At 53.2% G+C, this 20,393-nt stretch carries 18 protein-coding genes; 11 read left to right on the forward strand and 7 right to left on the reverse strand.

The window, feature by feature from the left end; translation table 11 throughout:
- The first annotated feature begins 8 nt into the window (after positions 1-8).
- The 5 genes from RAHAQ2_RS05345 (at position 9) to RAHAQ2_RS05365 (ending at position 4,795) form a co-directional block, all read left to right on the forward strand.
- Entirely contained in the window at positions 9-629 is a 621-nt protein-coding gene (locus RAHAQ2_RS05345; protein WP_015696258.1) for a YfgM family protein, read from the forward strand.
- 11 nt (positions 630-640) lie between these two features.
- On the forward strand, positions 641-1,822 hold the full coding sequence (gene bamB / locus RAHAQ2_RS05350; protein WP_015696259.1) for an outer membrane protein assembly factor BamB: 1,182 nt from the start codon (positions 641-643) through the stop codon (positions 1,820-1,822).
- Positions 1,823-2,044: 222 nt separating this feature from the next.
- Positions 2,045-3,529 (forward strand): ribosome biogenesis GTPase Der, encoded by a 1,485-nt coding sequence (gene der, locus RAHAQ2_RS05355; protein WP_015696260.1) that lies wholly within the window; start codon positions 2,045-2,047, stop codon positions 3,527-3,529.
- Positions 3,530-3,595: 66 nt separating this feature from the next.
- Complete coding sequence (locus RAHAQ2_RS05360) at positions 3,596-4,552, forward strand: AEC family transporter (protein WP_015696261.1); 957 nt, start codon at positions 3,596-3,598, stop codon at positions 4,550-4,552.
- A gap of 12 nt (positions 4,553-4,564) precedes the next feature.
- The gene (locus RAHAQ2_RS05365; protein WP_015696262.1) at positions 4,565-4,795 is read left to right on the forward strand and encodes a zinc ribbon domain-containing protein; all 231 of its coding nucleotides are present in this window, start codon (positions 4,565-4,567) and stop codon (positions 4,793-4,795) included.
- Here RAHAQ2_RS05365 and RAHAQ2_RS05370 read toward each other — a convergent pair.
- The 3 genes from RAHAQ2_RS05370 to RAHAQ2_RS05380 form a co-directional block, all read right to left on the reverse strand.
- Entirely contained in the window at positions 4,780-5,124 is a 345-nt protein-coding gene (locus tag RAHAQ2_RS05370) for a protealysin inhibitor emfourin (protein WP_015696263.1), read from the reverse strand. The genes RAHAQ2_RS05365 and RAHAQ2_RS05370 overlap by 16 nt on opposite strands.
- Positions 5,125-6,159: a M4 family metallopeptidase gene (locus RAHAQ2_RS05375; protein ID WP_015696264.1), complete on the reverse strand. Its 1,035-nt coding sequence runs from the start codon at positions 6,157-6,159 to the stop codon at positions 5,125-5,127.
- Between the two features lie 135 nt (positions 6,160-6,294).
- Positions 6,295-7,377: a LacI family DNA-binding transcriptional regulator gene (locus RAHAQ2_RS05380; protein ID WP_015696265.1), complete on the reverse strand. Its 1,083-nt coding sequence runs from the start codon at positions 7,375-7,377 to the stop codon at positions 6,295-6,297.
- 214 nt (positions 7,378-7,591) lie between these two features.
- On the opposite strand from RAHAQ2_RS05380, the gene RAHAQ2_RS05385 reads away from it, so the two are divergent.
- Both RAHAQ2_RS05385 and RAHAQ2_RS05390 read left to right on the forward strand, forming a co-directional pair.
- Positions 7,592-8,905, forward strand: coding sequence for an MFS transporter (locus RAHAQ2_RS05385; RefSeq protein ID WP_015696266.1), 1,314 nt, complete (start codon positions 7,592-7,594; stop codon positions 8,903-8,905).
- Entirely contained in the window at positions 8,902-11,283 is a 2,382-nt protein-coding gene (locus RAHAQ2_RS05390) for a glycoside hydrolase family 31 protein (protein ID WP_015696267.1), read from the forward strand. The genes RAHAQ2_RS05385 and RAHAQ2_RS05390 overlap by 4 nt, the downstream gene beginning before the upstream one ends.
- A 53-nt stretch (positions 11,284-11,336) precedes the next feature.
- On the opposite strand, the gene xseA is transcribed toward RAHAQ2_RS05390, so the two are convergent.
- On the reverse strand, positions 11,337-12,710 hold the full coding sequence (gene xseA / locus RAHAQ2_RS05395) for an exodeoxyribonuclease VII large subunit (RefSeq protein ID WP_015696268.1): 1,374 nt from the start codon (positions 12,708-12,710) through the stop codon (positions 11,337-11,339).
- Between the two features lie 168 nt (positions 12,711-12,878).
- On the opposite strand from xseA, the gene guaB reads away from it, so the two are divergent.
- From guaB to RAHAQ2_RS05410, 3 genes are all read left to right on the forward strand, one after another.
- A complete protein-coding gene (gene guaB / locus RAHAQ2_RS05400; protein WP_015689478.1) occupies positions 12,879-14,345 on the forward strand; it encodes an IMP dehydrogenase in 1,467 nt (488 codons plus the stop codon).
- Positions 14,346-14,449: 104 nt separating this feature from the next.
- Positions 14,450-16,027 (forward strand): glutamine-hydrolyzing GMP synthase, encoded by a 1,578-nt coding sequence (gene guaA, locus RAHAQ2_RS05405; protein ID WP_015696270.1) that lies wholly within the window; start codon positions 14,450-14,452, stop codon positions 16,025-16,027.
- A 255-nt stretch (positions 16,028-16,282) separates the two neighbouring features.
- Positions 16,283-17,617 (forward strand): sensor domain-containing protein, encoded by a 1,335-nt coding sequence (locus RAHAQ2_RS05410; RefSeq protein ID WP_015696271.1) that lies wholly within the window; start codon positions 16,283-16,285, stop codon positions 17,615-17,617.
- A 119-nt stretch (positions 17,618-17,736) separates the two neighbouring features.
- Here the strand turns inward: RAHAQ2_RS05410 and RAHAQ2_RS05415 are convergent, their stop codons facing one another.
- Complete coding sequence (locus RAHAQ2_RS05415; RefSeq protein ID WP_015696272.1) at positions 17,737-18,510, reverse strand: NAD(P)H-dependent oxidoreductase; 774 nt, start codon at positions 18,508-18,510, stop codon at positions 17,737-17,739.
- Positions 18,511-18,594: 84 nt separating this feature from the next.
- Here RAHAQ2_RS05415 and RAHAQ2_RS05420 point away from each other — a divergent pair, with 84 nt between their 5' ends.
- Positions 18,595-19,488: a LysR family transcriptional regulator gene (locus tag RAHAQ2_RS05420; RefSeq protein ID WP_015696273.1), complete on the forward strand. Its 894-nt coding sequence runs from the start codon at positions 18,595-18,597 to the stop codon at positions 19,486-19,488.
- A gap of 221 nt (positions 19,489-19,709) precedes the next feature.
- On the opposite strand, the gene RAHAQ2_RS05425 is transcribed toward RAHAQ2_RS05420, so the two are convergent.
- Together RAHAQ2_RS05425 and RAHAQ2_RS05430 are read right to left on the reverse strand one after the other, a co-directional pair.
- The gene (locus RAHAQ2_RS05425; protein ID WP_015696274.1) at positions 19,710-20,042 is read right to left on the reverse strand and encodes a type II toxin-antitoxin system HicB family antitoxin; all 333 of its coding nucleotides are present in this window, start codon (positions 20,040-20,042) and stop codon (positions 19,710-19,712) included.
- On the reverse strand, positions 20,039-20,302 hold the full coding sequence (locus RAHAQ2_RS05430; RefSeq protein WP_015696275.1) for a type II toxin-antitoxin system HicA family toxin: 264 nt from the start codon (positions 20,300-20,302) through the stop codon (positions 20,039-20,041). Before RAHAQ2_RS05430 ends, RAHAQ2_RS05425 begins: the two co-directional genes overlap by 4 nt.
- Positions 20,303-20,393 lie beyond the last annotated feature (91 nt).

Here is a 20,393-nt window from a genome sequence, read left to right on the forward strand (position 1 = left end):
AGGACACTGTGGAAGTCTATACCACTGAGAATGAACAGGTTGATGCTGTACGTCGCTTCTTTGCCGAAAACGGTAAAGCGCTGGCCATCGGCGTTGTTCTGGGTATTGCAGCCCTGGGCGGCTGGCGTTTCTGGCAGAGTCATCAGGACTCAGCCCTGACGGAAGCTTCTGCGTCTTTCCAGCAAGCTAATCAGTCGCTGACCAGCAATAACGCGAAAGGCGTAGCTGATCTCGAAAAATTTGCTCAGAGCAATGACAATAATTACGGCGTATTCGCCGCCCTGCAACTGGCTGATCATTTCGTCGGAACCAGTGATTTCGCCAATGCTGAAAAGCAATTAGTGCAGGCGCAAGGTCAGGCCAAAGAAGACAATTTACGTTCGCTGGTGAACTTACGTCTGGCTCGTGTCCAGATGCAGCAAGGCAAATTTGATGATGCACTCAAAACGTTAGACGGCGTGAAGGGTGAAGGCTGGACGGCTATGCAGCAAGGCATCCGTGGTGATGTTCTGTTTGCCAAAGGCGATGCAAAAGGTGCACGTGAAGCCTACAGCAAAGGACTTGATTCTAAACCCTCTCAAACGCTGCAAACCGTGCTGCGTATGAAATTGAACAACTTAGCCAGCTAAGGGGAACCCCGATGCAATTGCGTAAAACACTCTTGGTAGGATGGGTTTCTGTTGCCCTGCTAAGTGGCTGTTCATTGTTTAACAGCGAAGAAGACGTGGTCAAAATGTCTCCGCTGCCAAAAGTTGAGAACCAGTTTACTCCGACGCAAGTGTGGAGCAAATCCGTGGGCGACGGCATTGGCGAATTCTATTCCAATCTGCGTCCGGCCTGGCAGGACAGCACCATTTTTGCGGCTGACCGTTTTGGTCTGGTTAAAGCACTCGACGCTGACAGTGGTAAAGAAAAATGGAGCGTTAACCTGTCTGAAAAGACTGGCTTCCTCTCCCGCAATATTTCTGCACAGTTGTCTGGCGGCCTGACAGTTTCAGGTGATCACGTTTACGTTGGCAGTGAAAAAGCGATCGTTTATGCATTGAACACCACTGATGGTAAAATCGCCTGGCAGACCAAAGTGGCGGGTGAAGCATTGTCCCGTCCGGTGGTCAGCGATGGTCTGGTGCTGGTTCACACCGGCAATGGTATGTTGCAGGGTCTGAATGAATCCGACGGCACCATTCAATGGACCGCTAACCTCGATATGCCAACGCTGTCATTGCGTGGTGAATCAGCGCCTGCGGTAGCCTTTGGTGCAGCAATCGTCGGGGGTGATAATGGCCGCGTCAGTGCTGTGCTGATGAAAGAAGGTCAGCTGATCTGGCAACAACGTATTTCTCAGACCACCGGTACGACTGAAATCGACCGTCTGAGCGATGTGGATACCACGCCGGTTATCGTTGATGGCGTTATTTATACGCTGGCATACAATGGCAATCTGGTGGCAATGGATCTGCGTTCTGGCCAGATTATGTGGAAGCGTGATGTCGGTTCTGTGAATGACATCATTGTCGACGCAGGCCATATCTATATGGTCGATCAGGATGACCGCGTGATGGCGCTCGATACTCAGGGTGGTGTCAGCGTGTGGCGCCAAAGTGAATTGCTGCACCGTAATCTGACGGCACCTGTGCTGTATAATGGTTACCTTGTGGTCGGCGATTCCGAAGGCTACCTGCACTGGATCAACACCACTGATGGTCGTTTTGTTGCTCAGCAGAAAGTCGACAGTGATGGTTTCCTGAGCGCGCCGATTGTGGCAAGCGACAAGCTGGTTGTGCAGGCGAAAGGTGGCGAAGTTTACTCCTTCACCCGCTAATATCGCGACCGGCATCTGGCTCTGAGATCAGTTGATCCCGGGCTTTAAAACGGCTCCTGAATTGCTCAGGGGCCGTTTCGTATTATGAAATATGCGTAATCACGGCTGATGAATCATGCCGTAACAATTTGAATTATAGTGGTTTGTATTGAGTTTCGCAGATCAGCTATTTGCGTTTAGCACCATCTATACTATGCATCATAAAAACATTGAGGCTTCAAAATGATACCTGTCGTTGCGCTTGTTGGGCGCCCGAATGTGGGTAAATCCACTTTATTTAACCGTTTAACCAAGACGCGTGATGCGCTGGTTGCGGATTTCCCGGGGCTTACGCGTGACCGCAAGTATGGTCGTGCCGAAATTGAGGGTAATGAATTCATCATCGTGGATACCGGGGGTATTGACGGTACCGAAGATGGTGTTGAAACCCGCATGGCAGGACAGTCTTTGCTGGCTATCGAAGAAGCAGATATCGTGCTGTTCATGGTGGATGCGCGCGCGGGCCTGATGCCTGCCGATCAGGGCATTGCCCAGCATCTTCGCAGCCGTGAAAAAGCCACCTTCCTGGTCGCGAACAAAACTGATGGCCTGGATCCGGACAGTGCAACTGGTGATTTCTACTCACTCGGTTTAGGCGATGTGTATGCCATTGCGGCCTCACACGGGCGTGGCGTCACACAACTGATCGAACATGTATTAATCCCGTTTATCGGTGAAAAGCCGGAAGAAGTGGAGCTGACCGAAGAAGAGGCTAATGCCGCTTACTGGGCCGAGCAGGAAGCCACCGGTGATGAAATCCCTGAAGACGAAGAAGATAATTTTGATCCGCAATCTCTGCCAATCAAACTGGCTATCGTCGGACGTCCGAACGTAGGTAAATCCACACTGACTAACCGCATTCTGGGTGAAGAGCGCGTTGTGGTTTATGACATGCCGGGCACCACCCGCGACAGTATTTATATCCCGATGAACCGCGACGACCGTGAATATATTCTGATCGACACGGCGGGTGTGCGTAAGCGCGGTAAAGTGACTGAAACCGTGGAGAAATTCTCGGTAATTAAAACCCTGCAGGCGATTGAAGATGCCAACGTGGTAATGCTGGTTATTGATGCCCGCGAAGGCATTTCCGATCAGGATCTCTCGCTGTTAGGCTTTATCCTCAATAGCGGGCGCTCACTGGTTATCGTGGTCAACAAATGGGACGGGATGAGCGAAGAAGCCCGTGCTCAGGTTAAAGATCAGCTGGACCTGCGCCTTGGTTTCGTTGATTTCGCCCGCATTCACTTCATCTCTGCCCTGCACGGCAGCGGTGTCGGCAATCTGTTCGAGTCTGTGAACGAAGCGTACACCTGCGCAACCACGCGTGTGAGCACTTCCTTACTGACCCGTATCATGCAAATGGCTGCAGACGATCACCAGCCACCGCTGGTGAACGGTCGCCGTGTGAAGCTGAAGTATGCTCACGCCGGGGGATATAACCCGCCAATCGTGGTGATCCACGGTAATCAGGTGAAAGATCTGGCCGATTCCTATAAACGTTATCTGATGAACTATTTCCGCCGTTCATTGAAAGTGATGGGTACGCCAATCCGTATTCAGTTCAAAGAGGGTGAGAACCCGTATGAAGGCAAGAAAAATTCGCTTTCTCCTCACCAGCAGCGCAAGCGCCGACGTCTGATGCAGCACCTGAAAAACAAATCCTAAACGAATGGGGTGCATGAAAATGTACCCCATTTTTTTGTCTTCATTTTCCCGCAAGGAGCTGGCTGGATGTTCTGGCAGACCTGGAGTTTTGCATTGGGTGTTACGGTCCCAAACTTACTGATCTTGTTGCTGGGCATGGTGCTCCGCCGTACCGGCCTGATGGATGACAGTTTCAACGAGAAAGCCAGCCGGTTAGTGTTCAATATTGCCCTGCCTTGTCTGCTCTTTTTCAGCGTGGCGCAAGGGCATGACTCCTCAGGCTCAAATCTGCCACTCGCCATTTATGGGGGGCTGGGCACTGTCGTCTCTTTCCTGTTGCTGGAACTGGTGGCGTTAAAACTGGTGAAGGACCCGCGTGAACGCGGCATTTTTGTGCAGGGAGGATTCCGCGCCAATACCGGTATCGCGGGGCTGGCTTATGCCTCTCTGGCGTTTGGCAGTGAAGGCATTGCACTGGGTTCGATGTATCTGGCGATTACGGTGATTTTGTTTAATGTTCTGTCGGTCATAACCCTGACCCGCAGCCTGAAAGGCGGGCAGGGCGAGCGTATAGGGATGAAACCTATTCTGCGCGGCATTATCACCAATCCGCTGATTATCGGTCTGGTGCTCGGGCTGGCATTCAAGTACAGTCATCTGCCGATGCCGGCGACCCTTGCCAGTACGGGGAATTTTATTTCAGGTATGGCGCTGCCGCTGGCCATGTTATGCGCCGGTGCCAGTCTTGACGTGAAGGCGATGTTCCGCAGTTCTAACGTGGCGGCCTGGGCTTCTGCGTCACGTGTAATATTTGTGCCTGCGCTGATGACCTTCGGGGCAGGGTTGTTTGGCTTTCGCGACGCAGCACTTGGCGTTATATTTCTCTTTTCCTGTACACCGACCGCCGCAGGCAGCTATGTGATGACCCGCGCGATGGGCGGCAACGCGACGCTGGCGGCGAATATTATAGCCGTCACCACGCTCGGATCATTTTTCACGACCGCACTGGGTCTGTATTTATTGCGGACGCTGGGCGTTATTTAGAAGGGATAGACGATGGATGCACTTTGTCCGGTTTGCGGCCAGCCGATGAGCTGGGTAAGCGGTCACTTTCATTGTGACGCCTGCCATGGTGACTATCAGCAAACGGCATTATGCCCGGATTGTCAGCAACCGTTGCAGGAGCTGAAAGCCTGCGGCGCGGTGGATTACTTCTGCCAAAACGGGCACGGAATGATTTCAAAAAAGCGGGTACAGTTTACGTATTCGCCTTATTCCGAAGAGTGATCGTCAGGGGGAGCCTGTTTCCATAAATTCACCAGTTCCTCGGGCGTTTGCGTTTCAGGAATAATCATCACCAGACTGGCTGAATGCTCTTGCGATGCATAGTAAATCTCCAGCCGGAAATAACGCTGGTCTCCCTGACCGGCGTTTTCTTTTTCCTGAGCATAGGGCAGGGCTTTGTTGATAAGCTGGCAAATTTCCCGCCGCTTATCCTCACTCATGCCCGAAAGCTCAACCCGTCGCGGCCCGCTGAGTTTAGGGATAAAAGCGATGCCGCCTTCGCGGTAAATCTCAATCACCGCATTACTTTCCAGCGAATCTAAAGGTTTCATTTACATCACTCCAACCTGCTCCCAGGCTTCACGAACTGCTTGTGCAACAGAAGCGTCAAAGCGTTTTTCCGCATGCTGAATTGTCAGTTGGGCGAACGTGACAAAGTCCGCATTTTTGGGCAGGGATTTATCACAGACCGTGTCATACCAGACGTACCCTGCACGCTCCCACGCGTTACCCCCCAGTTTAGTCGCTGCCAGATAGAACGCGCGGTTGGGTATGCCTGAATTAATGTGCACACCGCCGTTGTCGTCGCGGGTATTCACATAACCGTTCATGTCCGCCGGTTGCGGATCTTTACCCAGCAGCGGGTCATCGTAAGCGGTACCGGGATGAGACATCGAGCGCAGACCGGTACCGTTGATGCCTTTCGCCAGCAAGCCTTCACCAATAATCCAGTCGGCTTTATCGGCAGTTTGTTTCAGGTGGAATTGTTTCACCAGCGAGCCAAACACGTCCGACATCGATTCATTCAGCGCGCCGGACTGGCCGTTATATTCCAGACCCGCTTCCGTTTCGGTGACACCGTGGGAAAGCTCGTGCCCGACAACGTCGATAGCAATTGTGAAGCGATTAAAGATTTCGCCGTCACCGTCACCAAACACCATCTGCTGCCCGTTCCAGAAGGCATTCTGATAGCCTTTGTCATAATGCACCGTGCCGAGTAGTGCCAGCCCTTTGTTATCCAGGGAATTTCGCTGATACGCTTGCCAGAAGAAATCGTATGTTACGCCCAGATAATCATAGGCTTCATCCACCGATATGTCGCCGTTACCTGGCTGACCTTCCTTACGCACGGATTCCCCCGGTAGCCGGGTGGTATTTTTGGCGTCATAAATATCGCGCTCAACCTGGCCCGCTTTGGCTGTCACGATCTTTTGCGGTCTGGCGTAGGGCTGTGCCATCAGGGTATTCACATGGACCAGCGTTTGTCTGGCACATCTGCGTTGGGGCTCTGAACCGTGTTCAATAATACGGTTAAGCATATAGGGCGGGATAACGCTGTTGTAACGCTTTGCTGAACTGTGATTCATCGTGAATCTCCTTATCAGGAATCACCCGAAGGTGAAAACAAGGTGTTCTGACCGTCTGATACTAAAAGCCAACTAATGAATAGTCGTCACCGTCAGTATAGGACTGCTAAGCGTTAAGTCCGTTAAAGATGAGATTTATCTGTCCGGCTGTGGGTCATACAACGTATGCGGATGACAGGTAACCGCCCGTCCGCTGGCCTTTCTGACCGATTCACGCACCACGAGTTTTCCCTGTAACAGTTGAGTGGTGTAAGGCGCATCGGGGCGCAGCATGCGCCGCTGCAACAGGGAAATGGCTTCGGCACCGAGTTCGTCGCGCGGTACATGCACCGCCGTCAGCGGCACGTCGTGAATTTCAGCCAGATTGAATCCGTCAGTGCTGATCACGCTGATATCACCCGGCACGGAAAAACCGCGTTTTGCCAGCGCGGCGACCACACCGGATGCCATAAAATCGCCCCCGGCCAGAATTGCCGTTGGCAGCGGCTGGCCGGGGGCCAGGGCGTCCAGAAATTCCAGCAGCGCCTGCTCGCTTTCCTGCGCGCCAAAACCTGACGTATTCAGCAAATGCTGGTTGTCGCTGAAAACCTGATGATGGCGTGTGAACGCCTGTTTTATCCCCGTAAGCCGCAGTTCCATCGTATGACGGCGCAGACACTGCACGGTCACGATATGGGTATGGCCCTGAGAAAAGAGATAATCGCAGGCGAAATCTCCCATCGTCTGATGATCGGGGCTGACGCTGTCATGGCGCATGTGCCGGTCATGACAGTTGACCAGAACACACGGCTTGCCCATGTCGGCGGCAAGCTGATGAATATGCGGATCGTCGATACCGACCAGCAACACGGCTTCAGTCTGCGGATCGGTCATTTTGGCAATGAACAGCGCGGCATCAGCGTTTTCCTCTTCCATCGCACAATAACGGACGCGCACTTCGTGATGGGCAGTGGCCGCCAGAATGCCCTGGATCACCTTGTAGTAAAAAATATCGCTGCGCACATCAAAGGCGCGGGCCGGGGCGAAAATCATAATATTGTTGAGCATCAGCCTGCCGGTGGAAAGCTCGTTCAGCACCCCCTGCGCTTTGGCGCATTCAAGCACGGCGTCACGCGCCTTGCTGCTGGTGTTATTTTTCCCGGCTAAAACCCGCGAAACGGTACTGATCGACAACCCTGTCTGGTCGGCAATTTGCTGGATATTTAACTTTCCTTTCAAACTGTGATCTCCTTCAAAATCGTCCCTGCAAAAATTTTCATATCAGAAGATGTGCTGCCCATGAGCTTTTATCCTCCCTGACTTCCCGGTGCAGTTATAGCGTGAAAGCTTTTGCAAAAAATCACGTTTCCCTCACAAATCCGTGTGCCTACTCTGCAGAAGTACCTCACATACCACATCATCTGCGGCAAGGCCGACGGGTGGGAGAACGGACATGACAATTCAAATAAATACCGGGACAGCTGCGGTTGCAGGACGCAGAAAGATAAAGGCCTTACGCTGGTGGATGCTGGCGCTGTTTCTGCTCGGCGTGACGGTCAACTACGTCACCCGAAATTCACTGGGGTTACTGGCGGCTGAATTGAAAACCAGCCTGAACATGACCACGGAACAATATTCTTATATCGTCGCGGCGTTTCAGGCGGCTTATACCATTTTCCAGCCGTTGTGCGGCTGGCTGATTGATGTGATTGGCCTGAAGCTGGGCTTCCTGATCTGCGCCTCCATCTGGGCAGTGGTGTGTATGCTGCACGCGGGGGCGGGCAGTTGGATCCAGCTCGCCGTGCTGCGCTTCTTTATGGGCAGCGCCGAAGCGGCGGCTACCCCGGCTAACGCCAAAGCGATTTCCGACTGGTTTCCGCGTAAAGAGCGTCCGGTTGCGGCGGGCTGGGCAGGCGTAGGCTTCTCGATTGGTGCCATGCTGGCCCCGCCGATTATTCTGGTCGCGCACGTTTCATTTGGCTGGCGTGGCGCATTCCTGTTCTGCGGCGTGCTGTCGATGTTATGGGTTCTGTTGTGGTGGAAATTTTACCATTCGCCGGAAACGCACCCGAACCTGAGCGAAGATGAACTGGCGCTGATCCGTTCAGATAACGAGCCACAGCAAACGCGTTTGCCGTTTATCAAATCGCTGAAAATCGTCTGCAAAAACAAAAAATTCTACGGTATCGCCATTCCGGCATTTCTGGCGGAACCCGCATGGGCGGTGTTCAGCTTCTGGGTGCCGTTGTACCTCGCCAATGAACGCGGGATGGATTTAAAACACATCGTAATGTTCGCGTGGCTGCCGTTCCTGGCCGCAGATCTCGGCAGTATTGCCAGCGGATATCTCACCACGCTGTACCGCAAAGTCTTTGGCTGCACCCGCATTAACTCCATCGTCGCCAGCTCCGTCACCGGCGCATTTATGATGTTGTCTCTGGCGCTGGTCGCCGTGACACAAAGCCCGTATGCCGCCATCGCCCTGATCTCAATCGGCGGTTTCGGTCATCAGGTGATTTCCTGCATGCTGAGCGCCGTGGTGGTAGAGACATTCGATAAAAGTCAGGTGGCGACGGTTAACGGCATGCGCGGTTCTTCCGCATGGATCGCCAGTTTCCTTTTTTCACTGCTGATCGGCGCAGTTGCCGACAAAATGGGTTTCAATCCGCTGTTTATCGCGATGGGTTTCTTTGATTTGATCGGCGCAGTTTTCCTGATTGCCCTGATCGCTGAACGCCGCAATCCGGCTAAAAGGGAGGGTGTATGAAGACGTTAAAACACTGGGAGCTTGCCGGGCAGGATGAAGCTGGCGTGGATTTGCGTGTCGATGGCAAGCATCTGTTTTCTCTGCGGGTGCTGGAACAGGGTCTGCTTCGCGTATTCATCCAGCGCAATGGCGAACTGGCGCTGGATCGTACCTGGAGCATCGCGCCGGCCAAGGGTAACGCGTCCCAAAATGATGTGCCGTGGGAAGGTCGTGACCGCCTGAGCAACGAAGGTTTTTCGTTGCCGGGTTATCAGCTCACTCACGGCGATAACTGTCTGACGCTGACCACTGACGCGCTGCGTGTCACGGTTCATCAGCCGTTGTGGCTGGCGTGGGAATATAAAAATGAGGCCGGTGTCTGGCTGCCGCTGGTCAAAGATCGTAAAACCGGCGCGTATATGCTCGGTGTGAAAGACGACGCGTCGGCGCACTATCAGCTGCGCGAGGCACAGGATGGCGTGTACGGGCTCGGCGAAAAAGCCGGTGATCTCAACCGTAGCGGCCGCCGCTTTGAAATGCGTAATCTGGATGCGATGGGCTATAACGCTGCCAGCACCGATCCGCTGTATAAGCATATTCCGTTTACGCTGACACGGCGCAATGACGTCAGTTTTGGCGTGTTCTACGACAATCTCAGCAATGTCTGGCTGGATCTCGGCAATGAACTGGATAATTACCACCTGCCTTATCGCCGTTTCAGTGCGGAAGCGGGCGATCTGGATTACTACCTGTTTGTCGGCCCGACATCTCTCGACGTGACCAAAAAGCTGGTGCGCCTGACCGGTAAAACCACCTTTGGCCCGAAATGGAGTCTCGGTTACAGCGGCTCGACCATGTACTACACCGATGCGCCGGATGCCCAGCAACAGCTGATGAAATTCATCACGTTGTGCCAGCAGCATCAAATCCCCTGCGATTCGTTCCAGCTTTCATCGGGTTACACCTCAATTGGCAACAAGCGTTACGTCTTTAACTGGAACTACGACAAAGTGCCTGAGCCGGAAGTGATGTCGAAAGCGTTTCTCGACGCCGGGATCCGTCTGGCGGCAAACATCAAACCTTGCCTGTTGCAGGATCACCCGCAATATGAACAGGTTGCTGAGCAGGGTTTATTTATCCGCGACAGCGAAAGCGACGTGCCGGAACGCTCTGTGTTCTGGGATGACGAAGGTTCCCACCTCGATTTCACTCATCCTTCCGCTGTGCGCTGGTGGCAAAAAGGCGTGACACAACAGCTGCTTGAAAAGGGCATTGGTTCGACGTGGAACGACAATAACGAGTATGAAGTCTGGGACAGCGATGCGCGCTGCCACGGTTTTGGTAAGTCTATCGCCATCAAACATATCCGTCCGGTGATGCCGCTGCTGATGATGCGTGCGTCGTTTGAAGCGCAGCAAAAATTTGCGCCGGAAACCCGGCCGTATCTGATCTCCCGCTCCGGCTGTTCCGGCATGCAGCGTTATGTGCAAACCTGGAGTGGTGACAACCGCACCAGTTGGCAGACGCTGCGCTACAACACCCGCATGGGGATTGGCATGAGTCTGTCAGGTTTGTACAACGTCGGGCACGATGTTGGCGGATTCTCGGGGGATAAGCCGGATGCGGAACTCTTTGTCCGCTGGGTACAAAACGGCGTGATGCATCCGCGTTTCACCATTCACTCCTGGAATGACGATCACACGGTGAATGAGCCGTGGATGTATCCGCAGGTGACGCCGCTTATTCGTGATGCCATTCGTCTGCGCTATCGTCTGCTGCCGTATTTCTACACCTTGCTGTGGCAGGCTCATGCGGATGACGAGCCAATGCTGCGCCCGACATTCCTCGATCACGAGCACGATAAAAATACCTTTGTGGAAACGGATGATTTCCTGATGGGCCGGGATTTACTGGTCGCCAGCGTGGTCGATGAAGGTCAGCGTGAGCGTCAGGTTTATCTGCCGGATAACGGCATCGGCTGGTGCGATTTCTACACCGGCGAATGGTTTGCGGGCGGGCAGACAATCACACGGGATGCGCCGCTGGATCGCCTGCCGCTGCTGGTACGCGCCGGTGCTGCATTACCGCAATCCTGTCGTCTGGCACATGTTGATATCCGCAGAGATACGCTGCGTGAATTGCATGTGTATCCGGCACCGGGTCAGGCGACATCGTCAGGCATGCTGTTTGAAGATGACGGCGAAAGTCATCGCTGGGAGCAGAATCATGCGCTGTGGCTGAACTGGGACATCGTCAGTGACAATCAGCGAATCAACATCACGCTGACGCAGCGCGGCGATTTTAAACCGGCGTGGAAAACCCTGGATATGGTGCTGCCGCAAGGTGAAGCGCGTGAAGTTTGGGTCAATGGCGTGAAGACTAACAGCTATAATCTGTAATCTTTTCAATCACCTCCCCCTGCGAAGGGGGAGGATGAAGGTAAACCCAACACTTATTTAACTGCACGTTTCCGCGCTTTCTTCTCCACCACAATCGATTTCACTTCACTTTCAATCCAGCCATCGGCCAGACGCGTTTTCAGTGTTTCGCCCGGTGCGGTCTGCGTGGTTTTCTTCAGCAATGCCCCTTGTGGCGTGGTGGTCACGCTGTAGCCGCGGGCAAGTGTGGCCAGCGGGCTGACGCTTTCCAGTTGCGTACAGGCAGTGCCGAAACGCTGGCGGCTCTCTGCCAGCTGAGAAGACATCGCCTGTTGCAGCCGGTATTGCAGTTGCTGAACCCGTTGCTGGGCGCGGTGAATGCGCGGCTGCGGCTGTTGTTGCGTCAGGCGCTGCTGCAAACGGTCGGTGCGACGCAGCATCTGGCGCAGCTGATTTTGCATCGCCTCATCCAGACGACGGCGCAATTTGAACAGTGCCGTTTGCTGGCGTGCCAGACGTAAATGCGGATGCTGTTGTTGCAGGCGATGATTCAGACGGGTAAAGCGTTGTGTCAGCTGTGCGAGGTAATAATCCATCGCCATTTCGAGGCGTTGCTGCTGTGACTGGATCTGGCGCAGCAATTCCAGCTGATTCCGGCTGATCAGTTCGGCGGCGGCAGACGGCGTCGGGGCGCGTAAATCAGCAACAAAATCGGCAATCGTGACATCGGTTTCGTGACCAACGGCGCTGACGATCGGAATGCGGCTGGCAAAAATCGCCCGCGCCACGCGCTCATCGTTAAAGCTCCACAAATCTTCCAGCGAACCGCCACCGCGCCCGACAATCAACACATCCACTTCTTCGCGGGCGTTAGCCAACTGAATGGCGCGGACGATTTGTGCCGGGGCATCCGCGCCCTGAACTGAAGTCGGATAAATAATGACGGGTAACGACGGGTCGCGACGCTTTAAGACATTTAACACGTCGTGCAATGCGGCACCGCTGGCGGAGGTGATGACACCGACGCATTTGGCCGGCGAGGGCAGCGGCTGTTTAAATTGCGCATCAAACAGACCTTCGGTGGCCAGTTGCTGTTTCAGCAAATCGAATTTCTGCTGTAACAGACCGTCGCCCGCTTCCTGCATACTTTCGGCAATCAGCTGATAATCGCCGCGCGGTTCGTACAACGTGATGGTCGCACGAACCAAAACCTGCTGACCATTTTGCGGACGGAATGTGGTGCGGCGGTTGGTATTACGGAACATGGCACATTTGACCTGAGCGCGGTCATCTTTGAGCGTAAAATACCAGTGGCCGGAGGAAGGCTGTGAGAAGTTTGAGATTTCACCGGAGAGCCAGACCTGACCCATTTCGTTTTCCAGCAACTGTCGGACCGTCTGATTGAGGCGGCTTACGGTAAAAATAGGAGGCGAAGAAGGTAGCGACATGTGATCCAGATCAAATTCAAAAACAGAGACTTAATCGAACGATACTACATGCCCGCAAAAGGTAATCAAGAAGTTTTTGAAATAGTTCTGGTCGTAATGCCTACTCACCTGTATACTCCCGCTGCAATATTTTATCTTTTCCGCATCCACCTTGGTGAGATATTGCCCATGCTACGTATCGCAAAAGAAGCACTAACGTTCGACGACGTTCTCCTTGTTCCAGCCCACTCCACAGTTCTGCCCAATACTGCCGACCTCGGTACTCAACTGACCGCTAAAATCCGTCTGAATATCCCTATGCTGTCCGCAGCGATGGATACTGTGACTGAAGCGAATCTGGCGATTGCTCTGGCGCAGGAAGGCGGCCTCGGATTCATTCACAAGAACATGTCTATTGAGCGTCAGGCGGAAGAAGTCCGTCGCGTGAAGAAGCATGAAAGCGGCGTTGTTGCTGACCCTAAAACGGTCACGCCATCGACGACTTTGCGTCAGGTTAAAGAACTCACTGAAATTAACGGTTTTGCCGGTTATCCGGTCGTGACGGAAGAAAACGAACTGGTCGGTATTATTACCGGTCGTGACGTGCGCTTCGTCACCGATCTGGAACAGCCTGTCACCGCGGTCATGACGCCGAAAGAACGTCTGGTCACCGTGAAAGAAGGCGAAGCCCGTGAAGTCGTGCTGCAGAAAATGCACGAAAAACGCGTAGAGAAAGCGCTGGTGGTTGACGCGCAATTCCATCTCCTCGGTATGATCACCGTCAAAGACTTCCAGAAAGCCGAACGTAAACCTAACGCCTGTAAAGATGAGCAGGGCAGCCTGCGCGTCGGTGCAGCGGTGGGCGCCGGTGCAGGCAATGAAGAACGTATCGATGCGCTGGTGGCTGCCGGTGTTGATGTTCTGCTGATCGACTCCTCTCACGGCCACTCCGAAGGCGTTCTGGAACGTATCCGCGCCACCCGCGCAAAATACCCGGATCTGCAAATCATTGGCGGTAACGTGGCGACGGGCGCAGGTGCGCTGGCACTGGCCAAAGCAGGCGTGAGCGCGGTGAAAGTCGGTATCGGTCCTGGCTCAATCTGTACCACCCGTATCGTGACCGGCGTAGGCGTTCCGCAAATCACTGCCGTTTCTGACGCGGTTGAAGCGCTGGAAGGCACCGGTATTCCGGTTATCGCTGACGGCGGTATCCGCTTCTCCGGTGACATCGCAAAAGCCATTGCTGCGGGCGCAAGCTGTGTGATGGTCGGCGGGATGCTGGCAGGTACTGAAGAATCGCCGGGCGAAATCGAGCTGTATCAGGGCCGTTCGTACAAATCTTACCGCGGCATGGGTTCTCTGGGCGCGATGTCCAAAGGTTCTTCTGACCGCTACTTCCAGACTGACAATGCCGCTGACAAACTGGTACCTGAAGGTATCGAAGGTCGCGTGGCGTATAAAGGCCGTCTGAAAGAGATCATTCACCAGCAAATGGGCGGTCTGCGCTCCTGTATGGGGCTGACCGGTTGTGCTACCATCGACGACCTGCGCACCAAGGCGGAGTTTGTCCGCATCAGCGGTGCGGGGATCCAGGAAAGCCACGTACATGACGTGACGATTACCAAAGAGTCGCCGAACTACCGCATGGGATCCTGATCCTAAAGACAGCGAGCTAAAGGCTCGCTGTCTGCTTTTAAGATTGTTAGAAAATTTAACCTGTTGTTTTAACGCTTTTATTGCTTTCTGGAAAACGCCCCCTCATGAGCGAAAATATTCACAAGCACCGTATCCTGATCCTCGATTTCGGCTCCCAGTACACCCAACTTGTTGCGCGCCGCGTGCGTGAACTGGGTGTCTATTGCGAACTCTGGGCCTGGGACGTAACCGAAGCCCAAATCCGCGAATTCAACCCGAACGGGATCATCCTGTCCGGCGGCCCGGAAAGTACCACCGAGCATGACAGCCCGCGTGCACCAGATTATGTTTTCGAAGCCGGTGTTCCGGTTCTCGGCGTCTGCTACGGCATGCAAACCATGGCGATGCAGTTAGGCGGCCATGTTGAAGGTTCTAACGAGCGCGAATTTGGTTATGCGCAGGTTGAAGTGCAGACGGAAAGCGCGTTGATCCGCGACATTCAGGATGCCCTGAGCGAGAACAACAAACCGCTGCTCGACGTCTGGATGAGCCACGGCGATAAAGTGACGGCCATCCCGTCTGATTTCGTGACCGTTGCCAGCACGGATTCCTGCCCGTTTGCCATTATGGCCAACGAAGAAAAACGCTTCTACGGTGTGCAGTTCCACCCGGAAGTGACGCATACCCGTCAGGGCCTGCGTATGCTCGAACGTTTCATCATGGATATCTGCGAGTGCGAAGCACTGTGGACGCCGGCAAAAATCATTGAAGACGCTGTTGAGCGCCTGCGTGTGCAGATTGGCGACGATCATGTGATCCTCGGCCTGTCCGGTGGCGTTGACTCCTCCGTGACCGCCATGCTGCTGCACCGCGCCATCGGTGACCGTCTGACGTGCGTGTTCGTCGATAACGGTCTGCTGCGTCTGAACGAAGCGGATCAGGTGCTGGAAATGTTCGGTGACCGTTTCGGTCTGAACATCGTTCACGTCGCTGCGGAAGAGCGCTTCCTGTCTGCGCTGGCGGGCGTTGATGAGCCGGAAGCCAAACGTAAAATCATCGGTCGCGTCTTTGTTGAAGTGTTCGACGAAGAAGCCTGTAAGCAGGAAGAAGTGAAATGGCTGGCGCAGGGCACCATCTACCCTGATGTGATCGAATCCGCGGCCTCTGCTACCGGCAAAGCGCATGTGATCAAATCACACCACAACGTGGGCGGCCTGCCGAAAGAAATGAAACTGGGTCTGGTTGAGCCGCTGAAAGAGCTGTTCAAAGACGAAGTACGTAAAATCGGTCTGGAACTCGGCCTGCCATACGATATGCTTTACCGTCACCCGTTCCCGGGGCCGGGTCTGGGCGTTCGCGTGCTGGGCGAAGTGAAGAAAGAGTACTGCGACCTGCTGCGTCGCGCCGATGCTATCTTCATCGAAGAACTGCATAAAGCTGACCTGTACAATAAAGTCAGCCAGGCCTTCACCGTCTTCCTGCCCGTCCGCTCTGTTGGCGTGATGGGCGATGGTCGTAAATACGACTGGGTCGTCTCCCTGCGTGCCGTCGAAACCATCGACTTTATGACCGCGCACTGGGCACACCTGCCGTATGATTTCCTTGGCCGCTGCTCCAACCGCATCATCAACGAAGTCGACGGCATTTCCCGCGTTGTCTATGACATCTCGGGCAAGCCACCGGCGACGATTGAGTGGGAGTGATTTCGCGTCTGGCAACAGCCTGTACGTATAAGCAGTAAATTACTTCTAAGCCCGCATCACTGCGGGCTTTTTGATATCAGCCAGGATATCAAAAAGCCGTTTTCAGCTTTATCATGTGATTCTTTCCATCGTTTATTCAACTGTGCCTGTACTATCTTAACCGGTGGTGCAAAACGACGCAGTGCTAATGGACGACGGATATCTATCGTAAAGGTCGTCGTACTCACTCTTATATTCAGGCCTTATAGTTTCTCTATGGAATCGAACCCTCACGCACCGTTGGCCAGTTTTATTGATCTCATGATGGATGCTGTTTTTGCGGTTGATGCCCATGCCAATATCGTTTTTGCGAGCGCATCATGCGAACGTATTTTTGGCTATACGCCGAAAGAAATGATCGGCAAAAACATGTTTGACATGATGCTGCCTGAAGATCGGGAAATAACCCGAAACTCGGTGGTGGGGATCATGTCTGGCAATCCGCAGTTTCATTTTGAGAACCGTTACATTCATAAGAATGGACACGTCGTCAACATCATGTGGACAGCTCGTTGGTCACCGGCCGATCAATTGCGCATTGGTGTTGCCCGTGATATTACCGAACGCAAACGATCCGAATTGTTGCAGTCAGCGCTTTATTCTATTTCTGAAGCTGCACATACCGCCGAAGATTTACTCAAGTTATTCCAGCGCATTCATGAGATCGTCGGCACGTTGCTGCCCGTCGATAATTTCTCGGTGACGCTCTACGATGATGAAACCGGTAAACTTAGCTTCCCTTATCATGTGGATCAGTTTCTGCCGAGGCCAGATCCCTTTACCCTGATCCCAGGTACGTTCTACGCAGAGATTATTCATACCGGTCTCCCGCTGCTGCTGACACCTGAAACGATAGTTGCCCGCATCGAAGAACTGCGTGTCTCTTTTGGCATGAATCCGTTCTGCTGGCTGGGTGTTCCGCTCAAGTCGCACAAGGGCACGATTGGCGTGCTTATGGTCAAAAGCTACCCAGGTGGTGTGCGCTACAACGAACAGGATCAGGAGTTACTGCAGTTCGTTTCGACTCAAATTGCGACTGTCATTGAGCGTCAGCAAATGCAGGCCCGGCTGCAGTATATGGCGCAGTATGATCCCCTGACCGACCTCCCGAACCGTGGTTTTTTGCATGACCGCCTGAAAGTCGCGCTCTCAACAGCACGTCGGGAGCAAAGTCAGTTGTCTCTGTTGTACATTGATCTCGATAAATTTAAACAGGTTAACGATACGCTTGGCCATGGTATTGGAGATTTACTGCTGCGAGGGGCCGCTGCGCGCCTGAAGTTGTGCGCGCGCGAATCGGACACCGTCGCTCGGGTCGGCGGCGATGAGTTTGTGGTTTTGCTCCAGGGGGCTTCATTAGCCGAGTGTGCTCTGGTAGCAGAAAGAATCCGTGACGCTTTCAATTCTCCTTTTACCCTGGAAGACCACAGTTTGACCATCACGCCCAGTATCGGAATCGCACTCTATCCGGAGCATGGTAACGATGAACGTCAGCTTCTCGAATATGCCGACAACGCCATGTATTTAGCCAAAAACGGCAAAGAGCATTGAGAAAATAACGATTAAATGGGAATAGGTTTTAGCGAAATCTGAGGCTGAATGCCCGTAAAAACGCCAGTGCGATCGTAAGATCCACTGGCGTTTTTTATGCCTGAAATCCTCTCAGGACGTTATTTCAGATGCGCCGCAAACCCGCTTTTCTCCGGCGTAATTTCCGGTTTCAATATCAGTGACGGAATAGCGTAATCGCCGCCATTTTGCTGGCGAAATGAAATGGGCGTGGTGCTTTCTACTGTATCCAGCCGGTGAGCCATCTCCCTGCAAATTTGCGCGTAGCGGGTCTCATCCATGCGTCCGGTGCGGTAAAACACCAGTGGCGGCAGCACGGTAAAGCCCGGATAATGCAGGATGCCGTGGTGGATCGGGAACAACAGGTCGTCGATCGGGCCGTTAATCCCACGCGCACTGTAATGCGGTTCCCAGCCGCCGGTGGTGACCATCAGCATGGCGCGTTTACCGGCCATTTTGCCCTCCCCGTAACGGTCGCCCCAGTGCGTGTCGGAATGCTCACCGACACCATAGGCCAATCCATAAGCATAAACACGTTCAACCCAGCCTTTCATAATGGCAGGCATTGAAAACCACCACAGCGGGAACTGAAATATCACGGTATCCGCCCACTGTAATTTTTCCTGCTCGGCGGCAATGTCATCGCTTTGCGTACCATTTTTGTAAGCGCGCTGTGAATCCTGCGAAGGGTGAAAAGGCCCCGGCGACGGTTCGGTGTTATCTCCCGCATCCAGCGCGGCTTTCCATTGCATGGCATACAAATCCGAAATCTGCACATTGTGCCCGGTGGCCTGCAAATGACTGACCGCAAAATCTTTCAGCGAGCCGTTCAGCGATTGCGATTCGGGATGGGCATAGACGATCAATACATTCATGACGAAATCTCCGTTAAGTGTCAAAGCAGAGTAGGTTGTCGTCAGGTATAGTTGAAATGAATTGATCATATAGCAGGTATAGCAATGAGTAATTTCGGTCGTCTGGATCTCAATCTGTTGCTGACGCTGGATGTTTTGCTGACCGAGCAAAATGTCACGCGGGCGGCGCAGCGCCGTCATCTTTCACAACCTTCAGTCAGCGTGCAGCTCGCTAAGTTGCGGGAATTTTTTGATGATCCGTTGCTGCTGCCGGGGCCACGGGGAATGCGTCCGACGGCGCGAGCAGACGAATTGCGGGAACCGCTGCGGCAGGCACTGGCCGCGCTGGAACTGGCCGTGTCTGCGGGTGAAGTGTTTGACCCCGCGACGGCAAAGAATACCTGGAGTCTGGGTGCGGCAGATTATGGTGAATCGACCATTGTGCTACCCGCGTTACGGGCATTGCGTATCGCCGCACCTTCTGCACGGCTGGCTATATTTGAAACTTCCCCTGCGCGGATTATCCGCAAAATGGAACAGGGTGAGTTAGATCTGGCGTTTCATACCTCGGAGGCTGTCGTGAACGGGTTGCACAGCAGATTAATGTTTGCCGAGCGCTACGTGCTGGTCAGCCGCAAAGGACATCCGCAAATCAATAGGCCGGTAACGCTGGCAGAATTCTGCGCGCTGGAGCATGTGATGGTTTCACCCGATGGCGGCGGATTTTATGGATATACCGACACCGCGCTGGCGGCGGCGGGTTTATCACGGCGTGTGGTACTGTCAGTGCCGCATTTTCTGTTTGTGCTTCAGGTGCTGATGACCACGGATCTGGTGGCGATGTTGCCCGAACGTTTAGTACGGGGAAACCCTGCTTTGCAGATAACCGACGCCCCGCTGGATGTGCCAGGGTTTGAAATGTTTATGGTGTGGCATGAACGTGCGCACCGTGACCCGGCGCATCAGTGGTTACGGGAATTTATCGCTGATGCAGTCTGAAGGTTTATCATTCCCGGTAAACAAAAAAGGCAGCCCTCTGGCTTAATGCCGGTCACTTAAGCACTTTTATGAATACAAATTCATTTTTGTGCTTCAAAGGATAACGAAGGAATCAGGCTTGTAGCGCTATTTTTCTTCATCGAAGGCCCAAATTCACGGGCCTCATTTCCTTAAGTGACCAGCATTAGCCCTCTGGCTGCCCTCAAAATGTATTCAGTCAATTAACTGTGAACCGCTTGTACCAGCGTATCGTTGATCCATTGATTAACGCTTTTACCGGAGATCTCCGCCGCAACGTTAATTGCAGCATGTATCTCGGGCTGAATGCGCAGACTTATTTTGCCGTTTGCCGGACGCTGGGGTTCACGGCCTTGTTCTGAGCAATAGCTTAGATAGTCATCCACCGCGTCTTCAAAAGCAGTTCGAAGGTCAGTGACATTTTCTGCATGAAAACCGATGACATCCTGAATACCTGCAATATGCCCAATCAGGCATTGGTCTTCATCGTTATATTCAATTTTGGCTGCATATCCCTGATAAGTCATAGTACTCATGGTTTTACTCCTATAGTTTCGAGGAATGTTTTGGCATCCCGAACCTGATAGATTTTCGCCTCTTTATCCGGATGTGGGCGGTGAAATGACGCAACAACATTATTAATTTCAAACCTGACCCGCGAACCTTTCCCTTCACTTACTTTGGCACCCAGCGCAATAAATAAAACCTCTATTTTTCGCCATTCCAGTGCTGAAGGAGTAGGGACAGAAAAAATCAGAGATAACGTTTTCAGGTGCCTGGCATTCAGCATGTTCATTGTCGATCCTTCGAAAGAGAGAGTGATGTGCCAGCAGATATAATGATATCATTATCTGATATCAAAAAGGCAAGTATAAACAAAAAAGGCA

The organism is Rahnella aquatilis CIP 78.65 = ATCC 33071 (assembly GCF_000241955.1).
GTDB classification, from domain to species: domain Bacteria; phylum Pseudomonadota; class Gammaproteobacteria; order Enterobacterales; family Enterobacteriaceae; genus Rahnella; species Rahnella aquatilis.